At 34.8% G+C, this 22,103-nt stretch carries 10 protein-coding genes; 2 read left to right on the forward strand and 8 right to left on the reverse strand.

The features are described 5' to 3' along the window. Positions 1-4 precede the first annotated feature (4 nt). From AABD74_RS17030 to AABD74_RS17065, 8 genes are all read right to left on the reverse strand, one after another. On the reverse strand, positions 5-2,284 hold the full coding sequence (locus AABD74_RS17030; RefSeq protein ID WP_406843665.1) for a GH92 family glycosyl hydrolase: 2,280 nt from the start codon (positions 2,282-2,284) through the stop codon (positions 5-7). A 186-nt stretch (positions 2,285-2,470) separates the two neighbouring features. Continuing rightward, positions 2,471-4,765 carry a GH92 family glycosyl hydrolase gene (locus AABD74_RS17035; protein ID WP_406843666.1) on the reverse strand — a complete coding sequence of 765 codons (2,295 nt, stop codon included), beginning with the start codon at positions 4,763-4,765 and terminating at the stop codon, positions 2,471-2,473. Between the two features lie 299 nt (positions 4,766-5,064). Beyond that, the gene (locus AABD74_RS17040) at positions 5,065-7,053 is read right to left on the reverse strand and encodes a glycosyl hydrolase 2 galactose-binding domain-containing protein (protein ID WP_406843667.1); all 1,989 of its coding nucleotides are present in this window, start codon (positions 7,051-7,053) and stop codon (positions 5,065-5,067) included. 445 nt (positions 7,054-7,498) lie between these two features. Further along, the gene (locus AABD74_RS17045) at positions 7,499-9,013 is read right to left on the reverse strand and encodes a SusD/RagB family nutrient-binding outer membrane lipoprotein (RefSeq protein ID WP_406843668.1); all 1,515 of its coding nucleotides are present in this window, start codon (positions 9,011-9,013) and stop codon (positions 7,499-7,501) included. A gap of 11 nt (positions 9,014-9,024) precedes the next feature. Further along, a complete protein-coding gene (locus tag AABD74_RS17050) occupies positions 9,025-12,117 on the reverse strand; it encodes a SusC/RagA family TonB-linked outer membrane protein (RefSeq protein WP_406843669.1) in 3,093 nt (1,030 codons plus the stop codon). A gap of 294 nt (positions 12,118-12,411) precedes the next feature. Continuing rightward, positions 12,412-13,422: a LacI family DNA-binding transcriptional regulator gene (locus tag AABD74_RS17055; RefSeq protein ID WP_406843670.1), complete on the reverse strand. Its 1,011-nt coding sequence runs from the start codon at positions 13,420-13,422 to the stop codon at positions 12,412-12,414. A 643-nt stretch (positions 13,423-14,065) separates the two neighbouring features. Further along, entirely contained in the window at positions 14,066-15,838 is a 1,773-nt protein-coding gene (locus AABD74_RS17060; RefSeq protein WP_406843671.1) for a MutS-related protein, read from the reverse strand. 70 nt (positions 15,839-15,908) lie between these two features. Next, positions 15,909-16,742 carry a universal stress protein gene (locus AABD74_RS17065; RefSeq protein ID WP_232681902.1) on the reverse strand — a complete coding sequence of 278 codons (834 nt, stop codon included), beginning with the start codon at positions 16,740-16,742 and terminating at the stop codon, positions 15,909-15,911. A gap of 184 nt (positions 16,743-16,926) precedes the next feature. Between AABD74_RS17065 and mnmE the strand changes: the two genes are divergently transcribed. Next, positions 16,927-18,327 (forward strand): tRNA uridine-5-carboxymethylaminomethyl(34) synthesis GTPase MnmE, encoded by a 1,401-nt coding sequence (gene mnmE / locus AABD74_RS17070; RefSeq protein WP_232681903.1) that lies wholly within the window; start codon positions 16,927-16,929, stop codon positions 18,325-18,327. Positions 18,328-19,072: 745 nt separating this feature from the next. Next, positions 19,073-21,934 carry a TIM-barrel domain-containing protein gene (locus tag AABD74_RS17075; RefSeq protein ID WP_406843672.1) on the forward strand — a complete coding sequence of 954 codons (2,862 nt, stop codon included), beginning with the start codon at positions 19,073-19,075 and terminating at the stop codon, positions 21,932-21,934. The last annotated feature ends 169 nt before the right edge of the window (positions 21,935-22,103 follow it).

The raw sequence follows: 22,103 nt of genomic DNA on the forward strand, positions 1-22,103 counted from the left end.
AGTTTTATTTTGAAGTTGAATAAGAATACGGATACGCCTCTGATGTTGTACCTCTTTTTAAATTTGGAGAACTCGTCATATCAAAATTTAGTTCTCCGCCTTTTAATACATCAAAATGATTGATATAGTTTTTAGTATAAGCTGCATTATCCCATTTCAATTCATTTACATATTTGCTTACATCTGAATTATTTGGAGCATTTATAATAAGCTGTTTTCCGTTTTCAAGCTGTAAAGTTGTTTTCTTAAATAATGGCACACCTAAGACGTATTCTTCTGTTGCGGGACAAACCGGATAGAATCCCATTGCAGAGAAAATATACCATGCAGAAGTCTGTCCGTTATCTTCATCTCCGCAATATCCATCAGGCGTTGGTTTATACAAACGGTTCATAACTTCTCTTGACCAATATTGCGTTTTCCAAGGCTCGCCTGCATAATTGTATAAATAAATCATATGCTGAATGGGTTGATTTCCGTGTGCATACTGCCCCATATTCATAATCTGCATTTCTCGAATTTCATGTATAACAGAACCGTAATAACTGTCATCAAAAACCGGAGGTGTTGAAAATACAGCGTCTAATTTTGAAGTAAATTTTTTCTCACCGCCCATTAAATCAATTAAACCCTGAATGTCGTGAAATACGCTCCAGCTATAATGCCAGCTGTTTCCTTCTGTAAAAGCGTCTCCCCATTTAAACGGATTAAATTTTGGTGGAAAACTGCCGTCTTTATTGCGTCCGCTCATCAATCCGATAGAAGGATTAAACAACTTTTTATAATTCATCATTCGCTTTTCAAGCAGATTGATTTCTTTTTTCGGACGATCTAAAGCTTTGGCTAATTTCCAGATTGCAAAATCATCATAAGCGTATTCAAGTGTTCTGGCTGCATTTTCATTAATCTCAACATCATAAGGAACATATCCTAAGGTATTGTAATACTGCACTCCTTTTCTGCCTACAGCTTCAAGCGGCCCCTCATTATTGGCTCCGTGCTGCAATGCTTCATATAAGGTATTAATATCATAACCACGTAATCCTTTCATATAAGCATCAGAAACTACTGAGGCAGAATTATTTCCCACCATAACATTTCTAAAACCCGGACTTGACCATTCTGGTAAAAATCCGCCTTCTTTATAATCGTTTATTAAACCTTCCTGCATTTCTTTATTTATAGAAGGGTAAACTAAATTTAGCAAAGGATATAAAGCACGGAAAGTATCCCAAAATCCCGTTCCTGCATACATATATCCCGGCAGAATTTTTCCGTTATACGGGCTGTAATGTACAATTTCACCGTCTTTATTTATTTCATATTGTTTTTGTGGAAAACAAACGGTGCGGTATAAACAAGAATAGAAAGTTTTTAATTGATCCTCATTTGTATCTTCAACCGTAATTTTTCCTAAAACTTTATTCCATTCATTTTTAGACTGTGCTAAAGTTTCTTCAAAAGATGCTGAACCTAATTCGTTCTTTAAAGTCAGTTCAGCTTGCTCCGGACTTATAAAAGAAGAAGCGACTTTTATGTTTACTTTTTCTCCTTTTTGGGTTTTAAATTCAACTATTGCGCCTGTATGAAAACCAACTGCTGTTAATTTGTCTTTTGTCTGTGCTTTGTCAATCCAGGTTGAATTAGCTGCAAATGGTTTATCAAATACTAAAACAAAATAGTTTTTAAAGTTTTGCGGAACTCCGCCGCTGTTACGGGTTGTATAACCAATAATTTTATTTTCTGATGGAATTATTTTGATATAAGATCCTTTATCGAATGCATCAATTATAATTGAAGATTTTTCGTTTTCCGGAAATGTAATCTGAAAATGAGCCGCGCGTTCTGTTGTTGTAATTTCGGTTGTTATATCATAATCTGCCAGATAAACGCTGTAATAATAAGGTTTTGAAACTTCTGCTTTATGACTGAACCAGCTCGCTCTTTCCTCTTCGGCGAAAGCCACTTTACCTGTAACGGGCATAATCGAAAACTGACCGTAATCGTTCATCCACGGTGAAGGCTGATGTGTTTGTTTAAATCCTCTTATTTTTTCTGCAGTATACGTATACGCCCATCCGTCGCCCATTTTACCGGTCTGCGGTGTCCAGAAATTCATTCCCCAAGGTCTGCATATTGCGGGATAGGTATTTCCGTTTGAAAGGTTATGCAGCGACTGCGTTCCCATTAACGGGTTTACATATTCTACGGGTTCTTTAACTTGCGCATTTACAGAAATGCAATACTGTATTAATCCAAAAAAAATTAAACTTTTTATTTTCATAGTTTTTGTTTTTTTTATGCTATACGCTTTAAGCTTTAGGCTGTAGGCTTTAAGCTTTAGGCTTTAGGCTTTAGGCTTTAGGCTGTAGGCTTTAAACTGGATTTTAATTTTATACCTGCAAGGTTTTAAAAGCCTTGCAGGAAACTGAAAATCTAAAATCTACACTCTAAAATCTAAAATCTAAAATCAATTAGGCCTGTTTTCTTTTTTTACTCCAAATGTCAATGAAGGCTTGCTTCCCATGTATAATTTTAGTTCTCCGCCTTGGGCTATCATTTCTTGTGTGATATACGATTTTGTATATGGGTTTCCATTATACTCTGCTCTTTGAATGTAAATATTATCTGCGCTGTTATCAATTGCATTTATTTTAAATGAAATACCTTTTTTATAATTTATAACGGCAGAATTTACTAACGGGCTTCCTAAAACGTAAATTCCGTTTGCAGGATTTACAGAATAAAATCCCATTGAAGATAAAACATACCAAGCCGACATTTGGCCTAAATCTTCATTACCGCATAATCCGTCTGGTTTTGTAGAGTAAAATTTATTATCTATTTCACGAATTAATTTTGCTGTTTTCCAGGGCTGTCCTGCATAAGCATACAAATACGGAATATGGTGATTCGGTTCATTTCCATGAGCGTACTGCCCTATCAAACCGCTGATATCTGGTGAAACGTCTTCTCCTTCTACTTTATCGGTTATTAAAAACAGAGAATCCAGTTTGTTTAAAAAGCTTTCTTCGCTTCCAAATAAATCGATTAAACCATAAGGATCCTGAGGAACCAACCAAGTATACTGCCACGCATTTCCTTCAACATAATCATCTTTTCGGTGTGCAGATGAAAGCGGATTAAATGGCGTTCTCCATTTTCCATTGGTTAATTTACCTCTCATGAAAGTCGTTTCTTTATCAAAATAAAGTTTGTGTAAATTGGCTCTTTTGGTGAAATAAGCGTAATCTTCTGTTTTATTTAAAGCTTTTGCCATTTGTGCAATGCAATAATCGTCGATTGCATATTCAAGCGCATTTCCAACAGATTCAAGCATTTTATCGGCTGGGATATATTCTAGTTTTTGAACATAATCCATTCCGTCACGGGTTTGCATGGCTGTTTTTTTGATGGCTTCGTAAGCTAATTCGGTATCATAATCTCGATATCCTTTTAAGTAAGCATCGGCAATAACGGCAATTGAGTGATTTCCGTTCATTGTGTTGGTTTCGTTACCCATTAAATGCCAAACGGGTAATCTTCCCTGCTGCTGATAAATTGTCAAAAATGATTTAACAATATCATTAATTTTTTCCGGCTGTGTAATGGTGTATAAAGGATGTAAACCGCGATACGTATCCCAAAGTGAAAAAGTAGTGTAGTTTGTGAAATTCGCTTTTTCGTAAACTTTTTTATCTGTTCCCAGATAATCTCCGTTCGCATCATTGAAAATAGATGGCGCAAACATGGTGTGATACAATGAAGTATAAAAAACTTTCATTGTTTTTTCGTCTCCTTTTATCTGAACCTTATTGAGTTCTTTATTCCATTTTGAATTGGCTTCTTTTACCACTTTATCAAAATCCCAATTCGGAATCTCGGCTTTAATATTCGCACCAGCATTCTCTGAACTTACCGGAGATATTCCAACTTTTACCAGAACTTGTTTATTTTTTAAGGTATTAAAGTCTAATACTGCCTTCATTTTTAAACCTTCACCTCCATTACCTCTTACTACTGCAGTACTGTCATGTAAAGTAATATTTGCAATTGGTTCTGAAAATTCCATTGCAAAATAAATACGCTGATCTGCTGCCCAGCCTGCTGAATAACGGTAACCTTCAATTTTAGTTTCATCAACTTTTCTTATAAAGGTTTTTACAGGTCTGTCCCAGCCTATTCCGTCTGCAAGGTCTACTAAAATATGAGCATCATCATCTGAGTTGAAAGTGTATTTATGAAAACCTACTCTTTCGCTCGCTGTTAATTCTGCTTTGATGTTGTATTTATCTAATAAAACGCTGTAATATCCAGGTTTAACAATTTCATTATTATGGGAGAAATAAGAGCCATAACCGGTTGCCATGTCTTCTTTTGTTCCTTTGGTAAGCGCTGCTTTTCCAGATACTGGCAAAAGTAAAATATCATTCAAATCGCCAATTCCTGTTCCGCTTAAGTGGGTATGCGTAAACCCTAAAATTGTATTACTCGCATAATTGTATCCGCTGCACCAATCCCAGCCTTCAAAAACATTTACAGGCCCTAACTGCACAGCTCCAAACGGAACATTAGCGCCAACAAATACGTGACCGTGACCTGCAGAACCTATCAACGGATTTACGTATTGTGTGTAATTTATATCCGTTTGTTTTAGTTGTTTTGTTTGTTTTCTCTTTTTATGCTGTGATATTGCTGGATTTGCAAAAAATAGGTTTAAAGCCAGAATACCGCTAAATGCTATTTTATTGTATTTTTTTATCATTTCGTTTATTTTATTATTTCAATGTATATCGGTTGGCCCACAGGTTATTCGGATTAAACGGATTTACACAAATGTTTTAATTTCTGTGTGTTAGACGCACTGCTGTGCGTCTCTACGGAAAATCTTTGTCGCTTTTATTATATTGGTTTAGCCCGCAGACGACACGGATTAAACTGATTTACACGAATGTTTTAATTTCTGTGTGTTAGACGCACTGCTGTGCGTCTCTACGGAAAACCTTTGTCGCTTTGTCACTTTGAACCTTTGTCTCTTTCTTAGCAACTTAGAACCTTAGCCTCTTAGTACCTTCCTAAAACCTCATATAATGAAAAAACCTTAATCTCCGGATTAACAATTTTCCCTTCAAACGAAATTATTTTCTCTTCTCCGGCGGCTAAATCTATATAATTATCACTCCATTTTCCGGTATAATCTTTCATCGAAATATAGACATATTTTGCAGTTTTTTGGGCTTTTAAAAATACTTTATTTCCTTTTATCTGCCAGCTTATTTTTGGGTCTTCTAATTTTAAATTTATTGGGCGTGTAAGATCAATTTCTGGTGTTTTATCATCTCTGTACGCTTCACGAATAGCATACCAGGCCGCTTTTGGCTGTCGGTTATCATAATCCGTTATGCTCCAGCTTGCAACAGGCCAGCAGTCGTTTAACTGCCAGACTAAAGTTCCCATATTATAAGGCGCTTTAGAACGATGAATACCTACGATATTTTTTATTGAATAATACTGCAAACATTGTGTCAGATACGTATAATCCTCCACATTCATCTTTTTTATTTTGGTTGAATCGATAAAATATCGGTTCAAATACGAATTCAGTTTTATAAATCCTTTACCTGATTTTTGATGCGCATTTATTACATCTGAATATAAATGTCGGTCTTCCGGCAATGTGAAATTTTCTGTAGACGAATAATTCGGCATAGACAACATTCCATATTCGCTCACAAACCGCCCTGTTTTTTTCTGTACCGCTTCAATATCTTCTAATCCCCACCATAAACCCCAATAATGACTGTCTCCTTCGGTAATACTTTTTTGTTTTGACCAATGATGTAAAGGTGAAGAACTTAAGTACGGACGTTTATCATCGACTTCTTTAACCCATTTTGGAATACTATCATGAAATAAACGAACGTAATCGTGCCACAAACGGGTAGAATCTTGTTTTGATAATTTCATGCTTTTCATCCAGCCCCAGTTTTTAAAGGCTTCATCAGATTCGTTATTACCGCACCACAAAACTATACTTGGATGATGACGCAGACGTTTTACCTGATACTGAACTTCTTCTTTTACATTATCAAAAAATGCTTTATCTCCAGGAACCATTGTGCCGGCAAACATAAAATCCTGCCATACATTAATGCCGTATTTATCGCATAAATCATAGAAATAATCGTCTTCATAAATTCCGCCGCCCCAAACACGAAGCATGTTCATATTGGCATCTTTGGCAAGAGAAACTACTTTTTCATATTCTTTTTTGGTTACCCGGGAAAGAAATACATCTGACGGAATATAATTGGCGCCTTTCATATAAACAGGTTTTCCATCTATTTTAAAATAAAAAGATCGGCCAAGACTATCCGGTTCTTGTATTAATTCTATTTTACGATTAAGAATGTATGGTTTCTCTGGAGTTTTTTCATCATAAGTCTCAAGCCTTGGCGTTTTCCAAATTCCGCAGGTTGTGAATTTTGGTCCCCAATCCCATCCAAAATGATACTGCGCTTTGCGAACATAAGCACGAGGATTGTCCGGTATTTTAAAAGGTAAATCTTTTTTAGCAAGTGAATCAACCACATTTTGTGCCGATTTAAATACTATAACTAAATTATTATTGCCTGATTTGAGTACTTTTTTAACATCTACCCGCCATTGACGGAACATGTTATCGGCTTTTAAAACCAGCTGATTATTTAGGTATACAGATGCATATGTATCTAATCCGTCAAAAACCAATTCTGTGTTTTTCTTTTTCAGCATTGCTGCTGTAGCCTTAAATGTGGTTTTATATTCCCAGTTTTTGCGTTCTATCCACAATAACTTCTTTTCGCTGTCTCTGTAAAATGGGTCTGGAATTAATTTGTTGTTTAACAAATCTGTATGGATTTCTCCCGGAACAGTCGCTGGAAACCATTTTTGTGTTTTTTCTTCCCGATAACTCCAATTATTCTTCAAATCAACATTTTGTGCAAAGGCTGCCAATGAAAAATTTGAAAGATAAAGGAAGATTAACCAAAAAAGTTTTTTATCAGAATTCATTTTACTGAGTAATAATATTAATGCCTTTAAAATTCCTAAAAAGGTACAACAATTTAGTCATTTGGCAGTTTAGAGAAGGAACTGAACGTACTAAAGTTATTCCTTCTCCTTAGAATTTATTTTTCGTTATTAACTCAAAAAACAACTCGAAATATTTTCCTTTACTACCGCCTTATATTTTATTTAATGTGATGCGGGTTATTTTAAATCTGATTATAAATGAACTTTAAAACATCTGTATTTTTTTGAGATTTTTTAATTTTTGAAAATAATCCCACCTTTTTCAGCAGAAGCACTCTTTGCTGCTGCGAAAAAAAAGGCATTTAGATCAACAAATCAAACTCATTTAATAGCAGCTGTTTTTAGGATTATTAATAAAGAGATTTAAAAATAAGCCGGGCCTGCTCATGCCCGACTTATCTTAACTAACCAACCAATTTAAAAATTATTTATCCCACCAGATTCTAGTAGTCATTAAATCTAAACCTTGACGTTGAATTGCTTCTCTATAATTAGCCGCGTTTGTTACAAGCTCTGACTGATCGTAAATTAATCTTCTTGGGATAGTTCCATTTGTCTCTCCCGTTGGGTCATTTACCGGAACTAATACTGGATAACCAGTTCTTCTGTATTCTGAAAAAGCTTCAAACCCATTGAATAATAAAACAATCCATTTTTGTGTAATAATCTGTTCGATTTTTTGAGCATCTGTTCCAGCAGTTTTAAAAGGATACGCTGTGATGTAAGTATTGTATTCTGCTGGTGTAACTGCAGGTACTTTGTCCCCAAAAATCGTTAAAATGTTCATCGCTGCTCTTACTCCGTTTTCGTAATAAGTCTGTGCCGATCCGCCAACACTCCAGCCTTTTACTGCTGCTTCAGCCAATAAAAATTGTACTTCTGCATACGACATAATTAAAGTAGGTGCATCTAAACGTAATACTGTTGATGTATTAGGATCTGAGAATATTTTTTTGTCTCCGCCCGGAAATTCTTTTGCATCATTTGCCAGACCTTGCTGACTTGCCGGATTGTTATCTCCTGTAGCTTCTAATTTTGCATAAATTCTTAAACGCGGGTCGTTTGTATTTTTCAATAAATCGATAAATGTTTTACTGAATTTGATGTTTGATTCTCCACCATTTAAGTCATTTCTAACCCATGAAGATGTAATTGGGTTTGTTTTAACCCCAGCAGGACCTGCATCGTGTTTTAAAATTAAACTATCATCATTTGAAGTAAAAACTCCTTTTGAGTATGCTTTTTCTACATATTCTTTTGCTTTTGCAGGATTTACTTTAGACAAACGCATTGCTGCTCTCAGCATTAAAGAGTTTGCAAGTTTTTTCCATCTTGCAACATCACTTTGGTAATACAAATCAGCATTGCCTACAAAAGGTTTAGTCGCATCTAAAGCAGTTCCAGCTTCATCTAATTCTTTTAGAAGGTCGTTGTAAATGGCTTCCTGCGTATCGTATTTTGGAGAAAAAACGTTTCCGTTATATCCTTTTCCTGCTTCAAAATAAGGAACTTCACCGTAAGTATCTGTCAATTTTTGGAACAAGAAAACCTTCATGATTCTGCAAGCTTGAATCATATTTGAGTTCTCAGGCGTATCTTCAAGAACAGATAACAATTGGAAAATCTGATTTAATCCTTTTCCATAAGTTTCACCAAAAAGCGCGGCAGAATATTCAGAAGAATAAGTGTACTTTGAACCTGCACCTGTAGGTGACGAAAATTGCTGTACAATCTGCGCTGCGTATATGTTATTCCCTCTTGTGTTAGAAAAATCCTGTCCGTCTACATAAATCTCAGCGAGTGTAAACATTGATTTTACAGCCGGATCTGTTAAGGCATTTGGATTCGTATTCATTTCTTCGAACCCTTTATCGCATGAAGCTAATGTTAAAGCACCAACAATTGCGGCACAAAATATTTTGATATATCTATTTTTCATCTTTTTTAGTATTAGAATTTGACATTAAGAGCAAAACCATAATTTCTTGTCAATGGCATTGAAGCTCTCTCCATACCTTGTGCATTACTATTAGAATAGTTTGACTCTGGATCAATGTTTGGCACTTTGTCATAAATTGTCCATAAATTGTGAGCCGAAAATGCTAAACTAACAGACTGAAACGGTGTTTTTTGTAAAAACATTTTTGGAAAATTATAAGCAAAAGAAATCGCTCTTAATTTCACAAAATCAGCATCGTATACAAAGTTTGATGTTACATCACTATAACTTCTCCAGTAATCGTAGGCAGAAACTGTTGTGTTAACCGGATTTCCGTTAACATCATTTCCACTTACCGCTACACCACCTTCACGACCAGGAAGTGTAATTTCAGATAATCCGTAACGAGTTCCTAACTGGTTTGTAGCAGAATAAATTTCTCCTCCAAATTTAGCATCTACAAAAACCGAAAGTGTAAAGTTTTTATAAGAAAAATCATTTGAAAGTCCCATTGAAGCTGGCGCTACACCCTGACCGGCAATGATTAAATTTCCTCGCATAAACTTGCCATTTGTATCAATAACAATATTTCCATTTGCGTCTCTTAAATAATCATAAGCTTTAATTACTCCAAAAGGCTGTCCTTTTTCTAAAACTACAGAAGCTCTTCCGTCTCTGTTTCCTTCTAATGATTTTGTTGTAATTTTATCAGAAAGACTAATAACCTCACTATCATTATAAGCAAAATTATACCCTACGCTCCATGAAAAATTTGGTGTTTTAACTGCTTTTGCAGTAATAGCAAACTCCACCCCTTTATTCATGATTTCTCCAACGTTGATTTTTGTAGTTCTAAAACCAGAAGCCATAGAAATATCTGCATCAGCAATATCTTTTGTTGTTTTCTTTTGATAGAAAGTCAAATCAGTACTAATTCTATTATTAAAGAATGTATTTTCAAAACCAAATTCGATTGTACTTACATTATAAGGTTTTAAGTATTTGTTTGGAACTGTATCACCATTAATACCTAAAATTGGCTGTCCTAATGAATCAGTTTGTCCATCTGGCGTAGTGTAAGTCAATGTTAAGGCATAAGCTTCCTGCAAGCCGCCTCCTACGTTACCCCATCCTGCTCTAAGTTTACCGTAAGACATCCATTCTGGTAAATTAATAACTTCAGAATAAATAAAACTCGTACTTACAGAAGGGTAAAAAATACTGTTATCCTCAATATTTAAAGTTGAAAACCAATCTTCACGGCCTGTCAAACTAAGATATAAGAAATCTTTATACCCTAAATCTGCCGAATAAAAAAGAGAGTTTACCTGTCTTTCAGAAAATAATTTTTCAGTTCTGTCAGGCTGTGTATTAGCATAGAAATATTCAAACGGAACAATAAAATTATTTCCTTTCATTTTGATACCGCTGTATCTGTTATCCTGACGGTTTGCTCCTACAAACGCATCCAATGAAAGATTTTTAACGATATCACCTTTGTATCCCAAATATCCTGAAGCATTTACTTCTGAACGGTTTTCTACTCTGTTTTCATAAGATCCTCCGGGGCTGTAATTAATTCCTGTAGGCTCAATTTCAGTATATTCATAATTGATATCATCAATTCCAATTACACCTTTTGCATAAATCTTATCTGTAATGTTGTAAGTTACTTGTGCAGAACCAATAAAACGCTTTCTAAGATCATCATTTAATGGCGAATCTACAGCAAAATAAGGGTTTGTATGATAAACGTTTGCCCCTAAGAAATCTTCTTCACCACCATTTGCATCGTATGGATTACTTAACCATCTAATATCTGTACCAGGTGTCATGAAAGTAGTTGGGAAAGATGGGTTTCTTGGCGAGTCATTCAAATAAGGCCTGTTATGACTTTTCTCAGAAATATATTGTGCATTGGTTTCTACCGTAATTTTTTTATTTGGAGAAGAATTTAAACTTAATGCTACGTTGTTTCTACCAAAAGTAGTTCCCGGCATAATAGATTCGTCTTTAGTATTTCCGAACGACAATCTGAAATTTGTTGTTTCATTTCCTCCAGAAACTGCTAACGTATTACTGAAAGAATATCCAGTTCTGTAGAAATTTTCAACATTATCTTTTCCGTATGCTTTGTATGGTCTTGTCGAACCATCCAGAGCTATAGAAGGTGTTCCGTCATATTTGTCACCCCAGGCAAAATAGTACGAATCTCTAAGTTCCTGTAAATTAGCAAATCTTGTTGGAACGCCGCTTGCATTCGGAGCTCCCGCACCATATTGGTCCTGCCAGTTCAAAAGGCTCGCCGGAGTATTAAAAGTCGAATTTGTACTAAAATCAACCCCTATTCCTGTTCTGTTTTTACCTTTTTTAGTTGTAATTAAGATAACACCATTTGATCCTCTGTAGCCGTAAAGAGCAGAAGCGGCACTACCTTTTAATACAGACATTGAAGCAATATCATCTGGATTGAAAGAAGACATACCATCACCCTTATCGGCACCTCCCCACATTCCGGCATTTCCTTGCTGCGTATTGTCAATCGGAATTCCGTCAACGACATACAATGGCTGGTTAAGCCCTGATGCAGAAGTTGCTCCACGAATAACAACACGGCTAGAACCAGATGGCCCTGTAACCGGCGCAGAAACATTTACCCCCGCAATTTTACCTTGCAAAGCGTTTCCTAAGTTAATTTCTTTATTTTTTGTCAGGTCTTCGCCTTTAAGTTCCCCTACGGCGTAACCTAAACTTTTCTTTTGTTTTTTTACCCCGAAAGAAGTTACTACAACATCTTTTAATTCTTGTGTAGTCTCTGTTAATGTAACAGCAGCTCTTGTTTCATTTTCCTGAAGTACTACTGACTTTGACTCAAATCCTATAGAAGATACGTTTAGGGTAACTTTACCTTCAGGAACATTCATTCTAAAACGCCCTTCGGCATCTGTAACTGCACTAAATGGTTTTCCTTGAACTTCAATTGATGCAGCTACAATTCCTTTGTTCTCTGCATCTGTTACTATGCCTGTTATTAATCGGTTTTGCGCTGCTGCACTTAAGCTGCTCAACAATACCATTGCTAACACTGCTAATATTCGTTTCATAAGCATTCTTTTTGGTTATTGGTTTTGGATTTTGTTTTGTTTCGTTTGTGTTTTTGTTTTTGTTTTGTCTGCTTTAAATAATTAATAAAATTTTGAACTTAATTTTGGATATTAAACCATGTAATAATGCGATGAATATTCAAAAAACGCAGTTATTTTACGGTTTTTACTATATAAATAATTCTTAAAAAATCCTGCTGAAAAAACAGTAAAGTCTAGGAATATTTTCACTAAAACGATTTAGTAAAATGATTAAAAAAAAGCTTTAACTTTTTCTGCCATTTTTTATTTATGTCAAACTGATTCTCTTATAATCAATGTTCCTTTTTTAAGGATTTTTTCAATTTTAAAATCATCATAATTTGTCATTTGTCCCATGAGCAGTTGTATTGATTTAACTGCTATATCTTCTATGGGCTGAGCAATCACTGTGATCGTAGGCGTATGCAGTTTGAAACTGTCGTGATCATCAAAACTTATAACAGAAATATCATCTGGAATTTTATATTTTAAACTCCTAAAAGCCTGAAGTCCTGCAAGCCCAAGATAATTGGCCAAAAATAGTACGGCATCAATCCCCGGGTTTTCTTTAAAAAAACTTATAATCGCATCAATTCTATTTTTTTCACTCGAGTGGTAATCTAATTGCAGCGTATAATTCTCATTATAAATTCCTTCTTCTTTTAACGCTTCTATATATCCTTTTTTTCTTAATTTCATCTGGATCATTCCAGATTTATTATTTACAACGGCTATATTTTTTCGGCCTTTTTCAATCAAATATTTAACAGCAGAATGAGAACCTTCATAATTATCCATCAAAACGTGACTTACTTTTTGATTAGCAAAATACCTATCAATCAATACAACGGGTTTTTGCATTTTTAAAAGCATGCCAATTGTTTTCTCTAAATTTCTGGTTGGTGTAATAATAAAACCTTCAACATTTGCCTGCAGAAGACTTTGAACCAGTTCTTCAGAACGGTGATTATCATCTCCGGTACTACAATAAAAAACCCTGTAATCTATATTTTTTGCTTCATCTTCAATTACTCTCGCCAAATCTGCAAAAAACTGGTTTGATATATCCTCAACTATAAGCCCAATTGACCTCGTTTTTCCGGTTCGCAAACTGCTGGCAATCATGCTTGGCTTATACTGAAGTTTTTGTGCTACGTCCTGAACTTTTTTAATTACAGCCGGACTTATCGCCATTTTCTCCCCTTTTCCATTGATAACAAAAGACACTGTAGAAATAGATACTTCTGCCTGTTTAGCAATATCTCTAATTGTAATCTTTTTCATCAGATATTATATTTATTGTTGCATATTTTAGTACATCGCAAATATAGCAAACGAAACTTACAAAAACGTTTTAGTAAAATTTATTTTTAATAAATCGTTAATTTATTGCCAAAATAAAGCAAAATAATCAGTAATTACAGGATTTTACCTAGTTATTGTCATTTTGACTTTTAATATCAGTTTGATGGTTTTTATACTGATTTGATGAGTTTTTGATGTGGTAAAATGCTGCTCTTTTATGTCATTTAAAAAAAACGATATAAAATATTTAATTTAATTTTTAGGGAATTTTAAAAATAAAGTAAAAACTGTCCGAAAATTGCAAAAAAAAATGCCTGAAGAATATTAGTATTCGTCAGGCATTTTTATAAGTAATTTTTTTGTTTCAGGTTTGAGGTTTCAAGTTTCAATCCTGATGTGCAATTTTAATGCAAAGCACGCTAAGGGTTTACAATAGAAGGTTTTATAAAAAAACAAAGTTCAAAAAGCTTAGTCAGCACAAAGCTTTGCGAACTTTGCGTATTCTAAATACAATCTATTGTAAACCCTTAGCGTGCTTTACGTTAAAAAAACATTCAGTTCGGAATTAAAATCTACATTCTAAAATCTACATTCTAAAATCTACATTCTAAAATCTAAAATTCTAAATAACTCCCATTTTCTGCATTAAAAAAGTCGCACTTTTGTTTTTACAGATTCCGCTGCGGAGTTTATAATCGAAATGCAGTTCGTTATTTTGAATTTCAACTTCAAAACATTGATTGGTTAAAATATCAGGATATTCATTGGTTGTTAAGCAGACTTCAATGTCGTGTGTTGCAATCGCACCAATTGCTTTTTTAGCTATTACTTTTTTCACGACCTCAATAGTTCCGTTACGTTTATCATCAGAATTTGTTCCTCTCAAAATTTCATCTAATAAAACAAAAGCAGGACTTTCTTCCAGAGCGTCCATAATTTGTTTTAGACGCTTAATTTCCGCAAAGAAATACGATTCGCTGTCTGCCAAAGAATCTGATAATCGCATTGAAACTAATACTGGAAGTGGATGAATATTAGCTTTTGAAGCACAAACAACTGAACCAATTCCACCAAGAACCATATTGATTCCTAAGCTTCTTAAAAAAGTACTTTTTCCGGACATATTAGATCCTGTTAAAATCATAAAAGATTCCGGATAAAAATGAGTGTCATTCCCTACTCTTGTCGCAGGATTTAATAACGGATGTCCTAAATTTTCAAATCCAATTTTATATTCTGAATTGATTTCCGGAAAAACAAAATCTGCATTGTTGAACGCTAAATTTGCCAAACTATTTAAGGCTTCAAATTCTCCAATAATGTTAATCCAGTTCTCTAGTTCATGCGCATAATCTTCTTTCCATTTTAAAAGGGCTTTTAAAACATGCAGATTAAATAAAAACGATCCGTTGAAAACAATGGCTGTCACAAAATTACTGATGGTGTCCATTCTTGAGAACAGCTCTGATAATTGTTTTAAATGAGAACTCGCCGAAGCATTTTTAGAAACAAGCTGTTTTTGTAATTCAATTAACTTTTTAGATTCAAATTTTTCCGATTCAATCTTTTGCACTAATAGACTATAATGCTTAATAGTTTTATCAATATTATCAGCCTTTGCAATTTCAGATTGGATTCGTTTTAATGATCTTCCCAAAATAATCAAATTGAAAATAAAAATATAAGTTGCATAAGATAACAGTATTGCTTTTGAAGTGATAAAATAAGCAATTACAAAACCAAAAAATAGCGCTGGGAGAATAATTGAAAGTGAAATTAAAACTTTAGATAAAGAATTATTTTTAAATGAAATCCAATGAATTAATGAGTCATAAGAACTTTTACTGTCAGTACTGACAATAGCAAGAGCTTCAAAATCCTGACGCCAGTCAATTTTAGTTTTTAATTCATCTATTGCTGCCTGATTTTCTAGAATAACTTCATTAGATGATAATCTTAATAACTTCTCTGCTAATGTTTTTTTACCTATAAAAACTGCCGTTCTATTTAAATTTTGGAATAAGGAATGTTCTCCAAAAATATCCAGATCATACGCATACGGGTGATGAAAATCGTTGAATTCAATTCCGTTTTCAAAGGGAAGTTTTTCTCTTTTTAAATAGGATATTTCATCTTCATTGATTTTTAAAATGGCTTTTGTCAACTCTCTTTTAAAAGATAGTTTCGAATGGATCCGCATTAAAAAAAGAAAACCGGCAAAAAATAAAAAAGCAGTTACGGCATACCCTGTTTCATTAGTTTTGATGTAATAAAACAACATAAACAGACAAAAAAATATGCTTAAAAGCCTTAAAAGACTTATGCTGTTGTACTTTTTGCTGGTTTGATTAAAAACTTTTGAATAATGCTCGACCTTACTTAAATATACTTCCATTTTTTAAATTTAATGAAATACAAATATAGGTTTTACACTTACAAAAAAGCTATTCATTTAAAGTAGAATTTCAATTTTCATGCATTACCAAAACAGGAATAGAAACTTCTTTTGTGATTTTTCGACTAAAGCTTGTATCAAAAATAGATTCAAAAAAAGATCTTTTATGGGTAATTGTCGTTAAGATGTCAATATCCTTGAATAATATAAAATCAAGAATTGTTTCCTTTACTTCATCACTTGGTAAAACCAGGAATTCTACATTTTCATTGGCAAATTCTGTTTCCCATTCTTTAATAGTCATATCAGAAACATCAGTATTAGAAGACCTAACATATAAGCTTTTAACCTTTGCATTTGTTTTTTTTGCAATTTTAAGTACTTTTCTAAGTTCGGCTTTATCTTTTTCTCGGTATCTTGTTGTAAAACCAATTGTTTTGATTTTCTTGAATTTAGCATCAATCGGAACACATAAAACCGGAACTTTTACTTCTGAAATTACCGAATTTGTATTAGATCCGGTAAAGAATTTTGTCCAGTCAGAAACACCTGTGGTTCCCATTATTACAAAATCAATTTCGTCTTCTTCAACAGCGTTTCTCAGGTTATAAATCAAATCACCATCCATCAGTCGGTGTTTTATTACAATATCATCGAGGTTGCGTTCGGCTGCAATAGCCCGAAGTTTTGGGATTTCATCCTTAAACATTTCAAATTTTGCCAATTCTATAGAACTGTATATCGATGCATAATTTTCTGGAAAAAACTGGCTGTCATAAACCGGAATCTCAAATGTATGCAATAAAATAAGTTCCGCTTTGACAACTTTTGCAAATTCTAAAGCGTGTACAAAAGCGTTTGTTGCGGCTTCAGAAAAATCGGTAGGAAATAATATCTTTTTCATTTTATTTCAGATTATAGGTTTGTTATTCAAATTTAATCATTCTAAACACAAAACAACCTGATAATTATCAGGAATTTAACAGTTAATCATTTCTTAATAAATTACCGTTTTCAATCTGTATATCTGGATAACTAACCTATGATTAAGACTTTAGAAATTTCTGCTTTTTTCTTACCTTTGCGGCATGATAAATCAAGATTCTATAGTGGCATTGGCAACTCCGTCCGGAGCGGGAGCTATTGCTATAATCCGTATTTCTGGCGCTGAAGCCATTTCAATAGGAAATTCTGTTTTTAAATCCATAAAAAATAAAGATTTAACGAAGCAAAAAACCCATACTTTGCATTTGGGGCATATTGTAGATAATGAAAAAACACTTGATGAAGTCTTAGTTTCTGTTTTTAAAGCCCCTAATTCGTATACAGGCGAGAATACTATTGAAATTTCCTGTCACGGATCTACTTATATTCAACAGCAGATTATTCAGTTATTATTGAGAAAAGGCTGCAGAATGGCCGATGCGGGTGAATTTACGTTAAGAGCTTTCTTAAACGGGAAACTTGATTTATCTCAGGCTGAAGCTGTTGCCGATTTAATTTCGTCTGATAATGAAGCGTCTCACCAAATTGCCATGCAGCAAATGCGAGGTGGTTTCAGTAATGAAATTGCCAAATTACGTGAAGAACTTTTGAATTTTGCGTCTTTAATTGAACTGGAATTAGACTTTGCTGAAGAAGATGTTGAATTTGCAGACAGAACACAGTTTCATGAATTATTAAACCGTATTGAATTTGTTTTAAAACGTTTAATAGATTCGTTTGCGGTTGGAAATGTTATTAAAAACGGAATTCCGGTTGCCATTGTCGGTGAGCCTAATGTTGGTAAATCGACTTTATTGAATGCTTTATTAAATGAGGAACGTGCTATTGTTTCTGACATTGCCGGAACAACGCGTGATACTATTGAAGACGAATTAGTAATTGGCGGGGTTGGTTTTAGATTTATTGATACAGCGGGAATCCGCGAAACTAAAGATGTTGTAGAAAGCATTGGAATCAAAAAAACTTTCGAAAAAATTGAACAAGCGCAGCTAGTTATATACTTAATGGATAGTTTAAAGTTTCAAGTTTCAAGTTCTTCATTTATAGTTGAAATCGAAAGAATTAAAAACAAATATCCTGGAAAAGAAATTTTAATTGTCTGCAACAAAATTGATCAGCTTAATCAAAACCAACTTCAAAATGTTCAGCGTGAACTTGAAACTTTAAACTTGAAACAAATATTTTTAAGTGCAAAAGAAAACATTGGCGTTGATGAATTAAAGAATAAACTACTGTCTTTTGTAAATACCGGGGCTTTACGCAACAACGAAACTATTATCACAAATACAAGACATTATGATTCTTTACTAAAAGCTTTAGATGAAATACAAAAAGTAAAATTTGGTCTTGAAATCAATCTTTCCAGTGACTTAATTGCTCTTGATATTCGTGAGGCTTTATATCAATTTGGACTTATTACAGGTCAGGTTTCTAACGACGAGCTGTTGGGGAATATTTTTGCTAATTTCTGTATCGGCAAGTAGGCTTCACAAAACATCACAAAACAAAGAATCCCCGTTAAAACATTATAAAACAAAATTTTAACTGGGATTTATGTTTCTGTTCATATAATTTTATTTACAGTTATTGAGGACTTTAGGGAACCAGAAGAAAACTGACAGGCTCTTGACCTTAGCATTTCTGAGGAAGTGCTTGAATTCTTAGCTGAAAAAAGAATGGACAAAGAAAAAATCTTTCACAATTTAAAAAAATGGGATTTTGACCGCTTGATACCTATCTGGGTAAAAGATGCAGCTATTGAAAAACATATCACCTTTCACTGTTTTCGACATACTTATTCAACATTTTAAGTTTAGTTCAGTTTTTTTTAGAATCTCAGCTTCGATTTTCGCCAGTTGAGTCACTTTTTCAAAAACACACGCTGGCTCTTTAGCCATAGAATATATTCTACTCCCCTTTGTAGCGGCTAAAAACTGCAACGATACATAAAAGCCTCTCAAATGACACATTTAGACCCTATGTTCTTTTACATTAAAGGATACTTTTACCCCCAGCTTAATTAGTTAGCAATACGGCCCTCAATGAGCCACTTGCAATCACAAAAAATGCAGATTGCTATTTGCCTATTTACAACAGCAGAAAACAGCTGTAATAATTTTAAAGAAACTTAAAAATCAGTCCAAAGGGATAGTACATTGTATAGATCTCAAAAAACTACAAAATCACAAAACTTCTAATTATCATATAAACTATCCTTAACCAAAAAACATGAAAAAAACCACAATAGCTTTAGGTCTCTCTGCCGGATTGCTCTTGGCATCATGCGCTGTTAAAAATTACACCAAAACAGCTGACGGTGTGTTCATAGACTTGAACCCAGATATGGAAAACCAATTAAGCGGGCTGCGTCTGCAGGTTTTAGGCAATGATTTGATACATGTTGCTGTTTCAGCCAAAGAATTTCAAAAAGATTCCAGTCTAATTATTGTTCCAAACCAGAAAAGTGTTCCATTCCGCATCAATGAAATAAATGATTCCATTAAACTCTCAACCAAGACTCTGAATGTCATGGTTTCAGCTAAGGACGGCGGCATTAGATTCAAAGATAAAAACGGCAAAATACTGCTGGCTGAAAAAGCAGGCGGCGGAAGAACTTTTCTTCCTATAGAAGCCGAACAGACAAAAGGCTATACTGTGCGTCAGATATTTGAATCACCTCAGGATGAAGCTTTTTACGGACTGGGACAGCATCAGTCTGATGAGTTTAATTACAAAAATAAAAGCGAAGAACTTTTCCAATATAATACAAAGGTCTCAGTTCCATTTATTGTATCAAATAAAAACTACGGGCTTTTGTGGGACAGCTATTCCTTAAGCCGCTTTGGTGACAGCCGTCCTTATGAGCAGTTAAACAAGGTCTTCAAATTATATGGAAAAAATGGTGAGCCGAATTTCCTGACGGGAACCTACAGTACGCCGGATAAGAAAAATATGCCGCTGATTCGTGAAGAGCAGTCTATTTTCTTTGAAGACATAAAAAGCATTAAAAATCTGCCAGCGGATTTACCTTTAAAGAATGCTAATGTTACTTATGAAGGAGAACTTGAAGCTCCACAGGATGGAGAATATAAATTTACTTTATACTATTCCGGTTATGTAAAAGTCTACTTAGACAATCAATTAGTTGTTCCCGAACGATGGAGAACGGCCTGGAACCCTAACAGCTACAAATTCTCTATGAATATGAAAGCAGGCAGACGTACTGCTCTAAAAATTGAATGGAAACCAGACGGTTCAACATCCTATTGCGGATTAAGGGTTAGAACACCACAATTAGCCGAAGAAAAAAACAGCCAGGTCTGGTGGAGCGAAATGAACAAAAAAATTGATTACTACTTTATTCATGGCACTTCTATGGACAGCATAATTAAGGGATACCGAACCTTGACGGGAAAATCCCAAATCATGCCCCGATGGGCGATGGGTTATTGGCAGAGCCGTGAACGATACAAAACCCAGGAGGAAATACTAAGTACTTTAAAAGAATTCAGAACCCGCCAGATTCCAATTGATAATATAGTGCTGGACTGGAATTACTGGGAAGATGATGCATGGGGAAGCCACAAATTTGATCCTGCACGTTTTCCTGATCCAAAAGCCATGACAGACTCCATTCATTCGATGAATGCTAAAATGATGATCTCAGTCTGGCCTAAATTTTATAAAACCACAGAACACTTCAAAGAGTTTGACCAAAAGGGATGGATGTATCAGCAGGCTATTAAAGACAATGTCCGTGACTGGGTAGGTCCAGGTTATACAGGCTCATTCTATGATGCTTATGCGAGCGGTGCGCGCAAACTATTTTGGAAACAGATCTACGAAAATTTATACCCTATAGGTGTCGATGCATGGTGGATGGATGCCAGCGAACCCAATGTGCTGGACTGTACCGATATGGAATACCGCAAAAAGCTGCAGGGACCAACAGCTCTAGGGCCTGCAGCCCAATATTTTAATACTTATGCCCTAATGAATGCAGAAGCAATATACGATGGACAAAGAGCTATAGATCCAAATAAACGTGTATTTCTTTTAACAAGATCAGGTTTTGCAGGGCTGCAGCGTTACTCAACAGCAACATGGAGCGGCGATATTGCTACAAGATGGGAAGATTTAAAAGCGCAGATTTCGGCAGGTCTTAACTTTGCGGCAAGCGGTATTCCATACTGGACGATGGATATAGGAGGATTTTGCGTTGAAGACCGTTATGTAAGCGCACAGCAGCAATACGACAAAAGTGGAAAGGAAAATTCTGACAGCAAAGAATGGCGTGAATTAAATACGCGCTGGCATCAGTTTGGGGTATTTGCTCCGTTATACCGCTCTCATGGACAATTTCCTTTTCGCGAACCTTGGAACATTGCTCCTGAAGGTCATCCCGCATACGAATCTATTGTATTTTATGACCGTCTGCGTTACAGATTGATGCCTTACATTTATACGATGGCAGGTATGACGCATTTTAACGATTACACCATTATGCGTCCTTTGGTAATGGACTTTCAGAACGATAAAAATGTCCTTAATATCAGCGACCAATTCATGTTTGGATCTGGTTTTATGGTTTGTCCAGTTTACCAATATGGAGTCCGAAAAAGAGAAGTATATTTTCCTGCAGACACAAACTGGTATGATTTCTATACAGGGAAGCATGTCACGGGAGGACAGACCCTACAGGCAGATGCACCCTACGGTTTTATTCCCCTATTTATTCCTGAAGGAGCTATAATTCCTGTCGGTCCCGAGATCCAATACACCGATCAAAAACCTGCTGATACTCTGATACTGCATATTTACAAAGGACGCGACGGAAGCTTTACCCTGTATGAAGATGAAGGTGTTAACTATAATTATGAAAAAGGCCATTATACTGCCATAAGCTTCAATTACAATCAAAAAAATGAGACCTTAACCATTAGCAATCGCAAAGGAGATTTCAAAGGCATGCTAAAAAACAGGAAATTTATAATAGTAGCCGTGGACAAATCCAATCCAAAAGCATTTCTATCTAATACTTCCGGAAAAGAAATCAACTATAACGGAGAGTTTCAAATTATTAAAATTTAATCCTCTGAAAATAATCGTATCCTGCACCTGTCTTCAGGATAAACTATAGAGCAGCCCTGGATGCGATTAAAAAAACGTTCTTGAAATTAAAAAATTACATCTTTTATCTGCTTCTGCCATTTTCATATGGCATGACGGTTTGCAGATCGCTGTAAATTATTCTTCAGAA

Source organism: Flavobacterium soyae (genome assembly GCF_045348165.1).
Lineage (GTDB): Bacteria > Bacteroidota > Bacteroidia > Flavobacteriales > Flavobacteriaceae > Flavobacterium > Flavobacterium soyae.

Bases quoted from the DNA above. Each gene is read 5' to 3' on its own strand.
- AABD74_RS17030 (WP_406843665.1), bottom strand. From the start codon at position 2,284: ATGAAAATAAAAAGTTTAATTTTTTTTGGATTAATACAGTATTGCATT.
- AABD74_RS17035 (WP_406843666.1), bottom strand. From the start codon at position 4,765: ATGATAAAAAAATACAATAAAATAGCATTTAGCGGTATTCTGGCTTTA.
- AABD74_RS17040 (WP_406843667.1), bottom strand. From the start codon at position 7,053: ATGAATTCTGATAAAAAACTTTTTTGGTTAATCTTCCTTTATCTTTCA.
- AABD74_RS17045 (WP_406843668.1), bottom strand. From the start codon at position 9,013: ATGAAAAATAGATATATCAAAATATTTTGTGCCGCAATTGTTGGTGCT.
- AABD74_RS17050 (WP_406843669.1), bottom strand. From the start codon at position 12,117: ATGAAACGAATATTAGCAGTGTTAGCAATGGTATTGTTGAGCAGCTTA.
- AABD74_RS17055 (WP_406843670.1), bottom strand. From the start codon at position 13,422: ATGAAAAAGATTACAATTAGAGATATTGCTAAACAGGCAGAAGTATCT.
- AABD74_RS17060 (WP_406843671.1), bottom strand. From the start codon at position 15,838: ATGGAAGTATATTTAAGTAAGGTCGAGCATTATTCAAAAGTTTTTAAT.
- AABD74_RS17065 (WP_232681902.1), bottom strand. From the start codon at position 16,742: ATGAAAAAGATATTATTTCCTACCGATTTTTCTGAAGCCGCAACAAAC.
- mnmE (WP_232681903.1), top strand. From the start codon at position 16,927: ATGATAAATCAAGATTCTATAGTGGCATTGGCAACTCCGTCCGGAGCG.
- AABD74_RS17075 (WP_406843672.1), top strand. From the start codon at position 19,073: ATGAAAAAAACCACAATAGCTTTAGGTCTCTCTGCCGGATTGCTCTTG.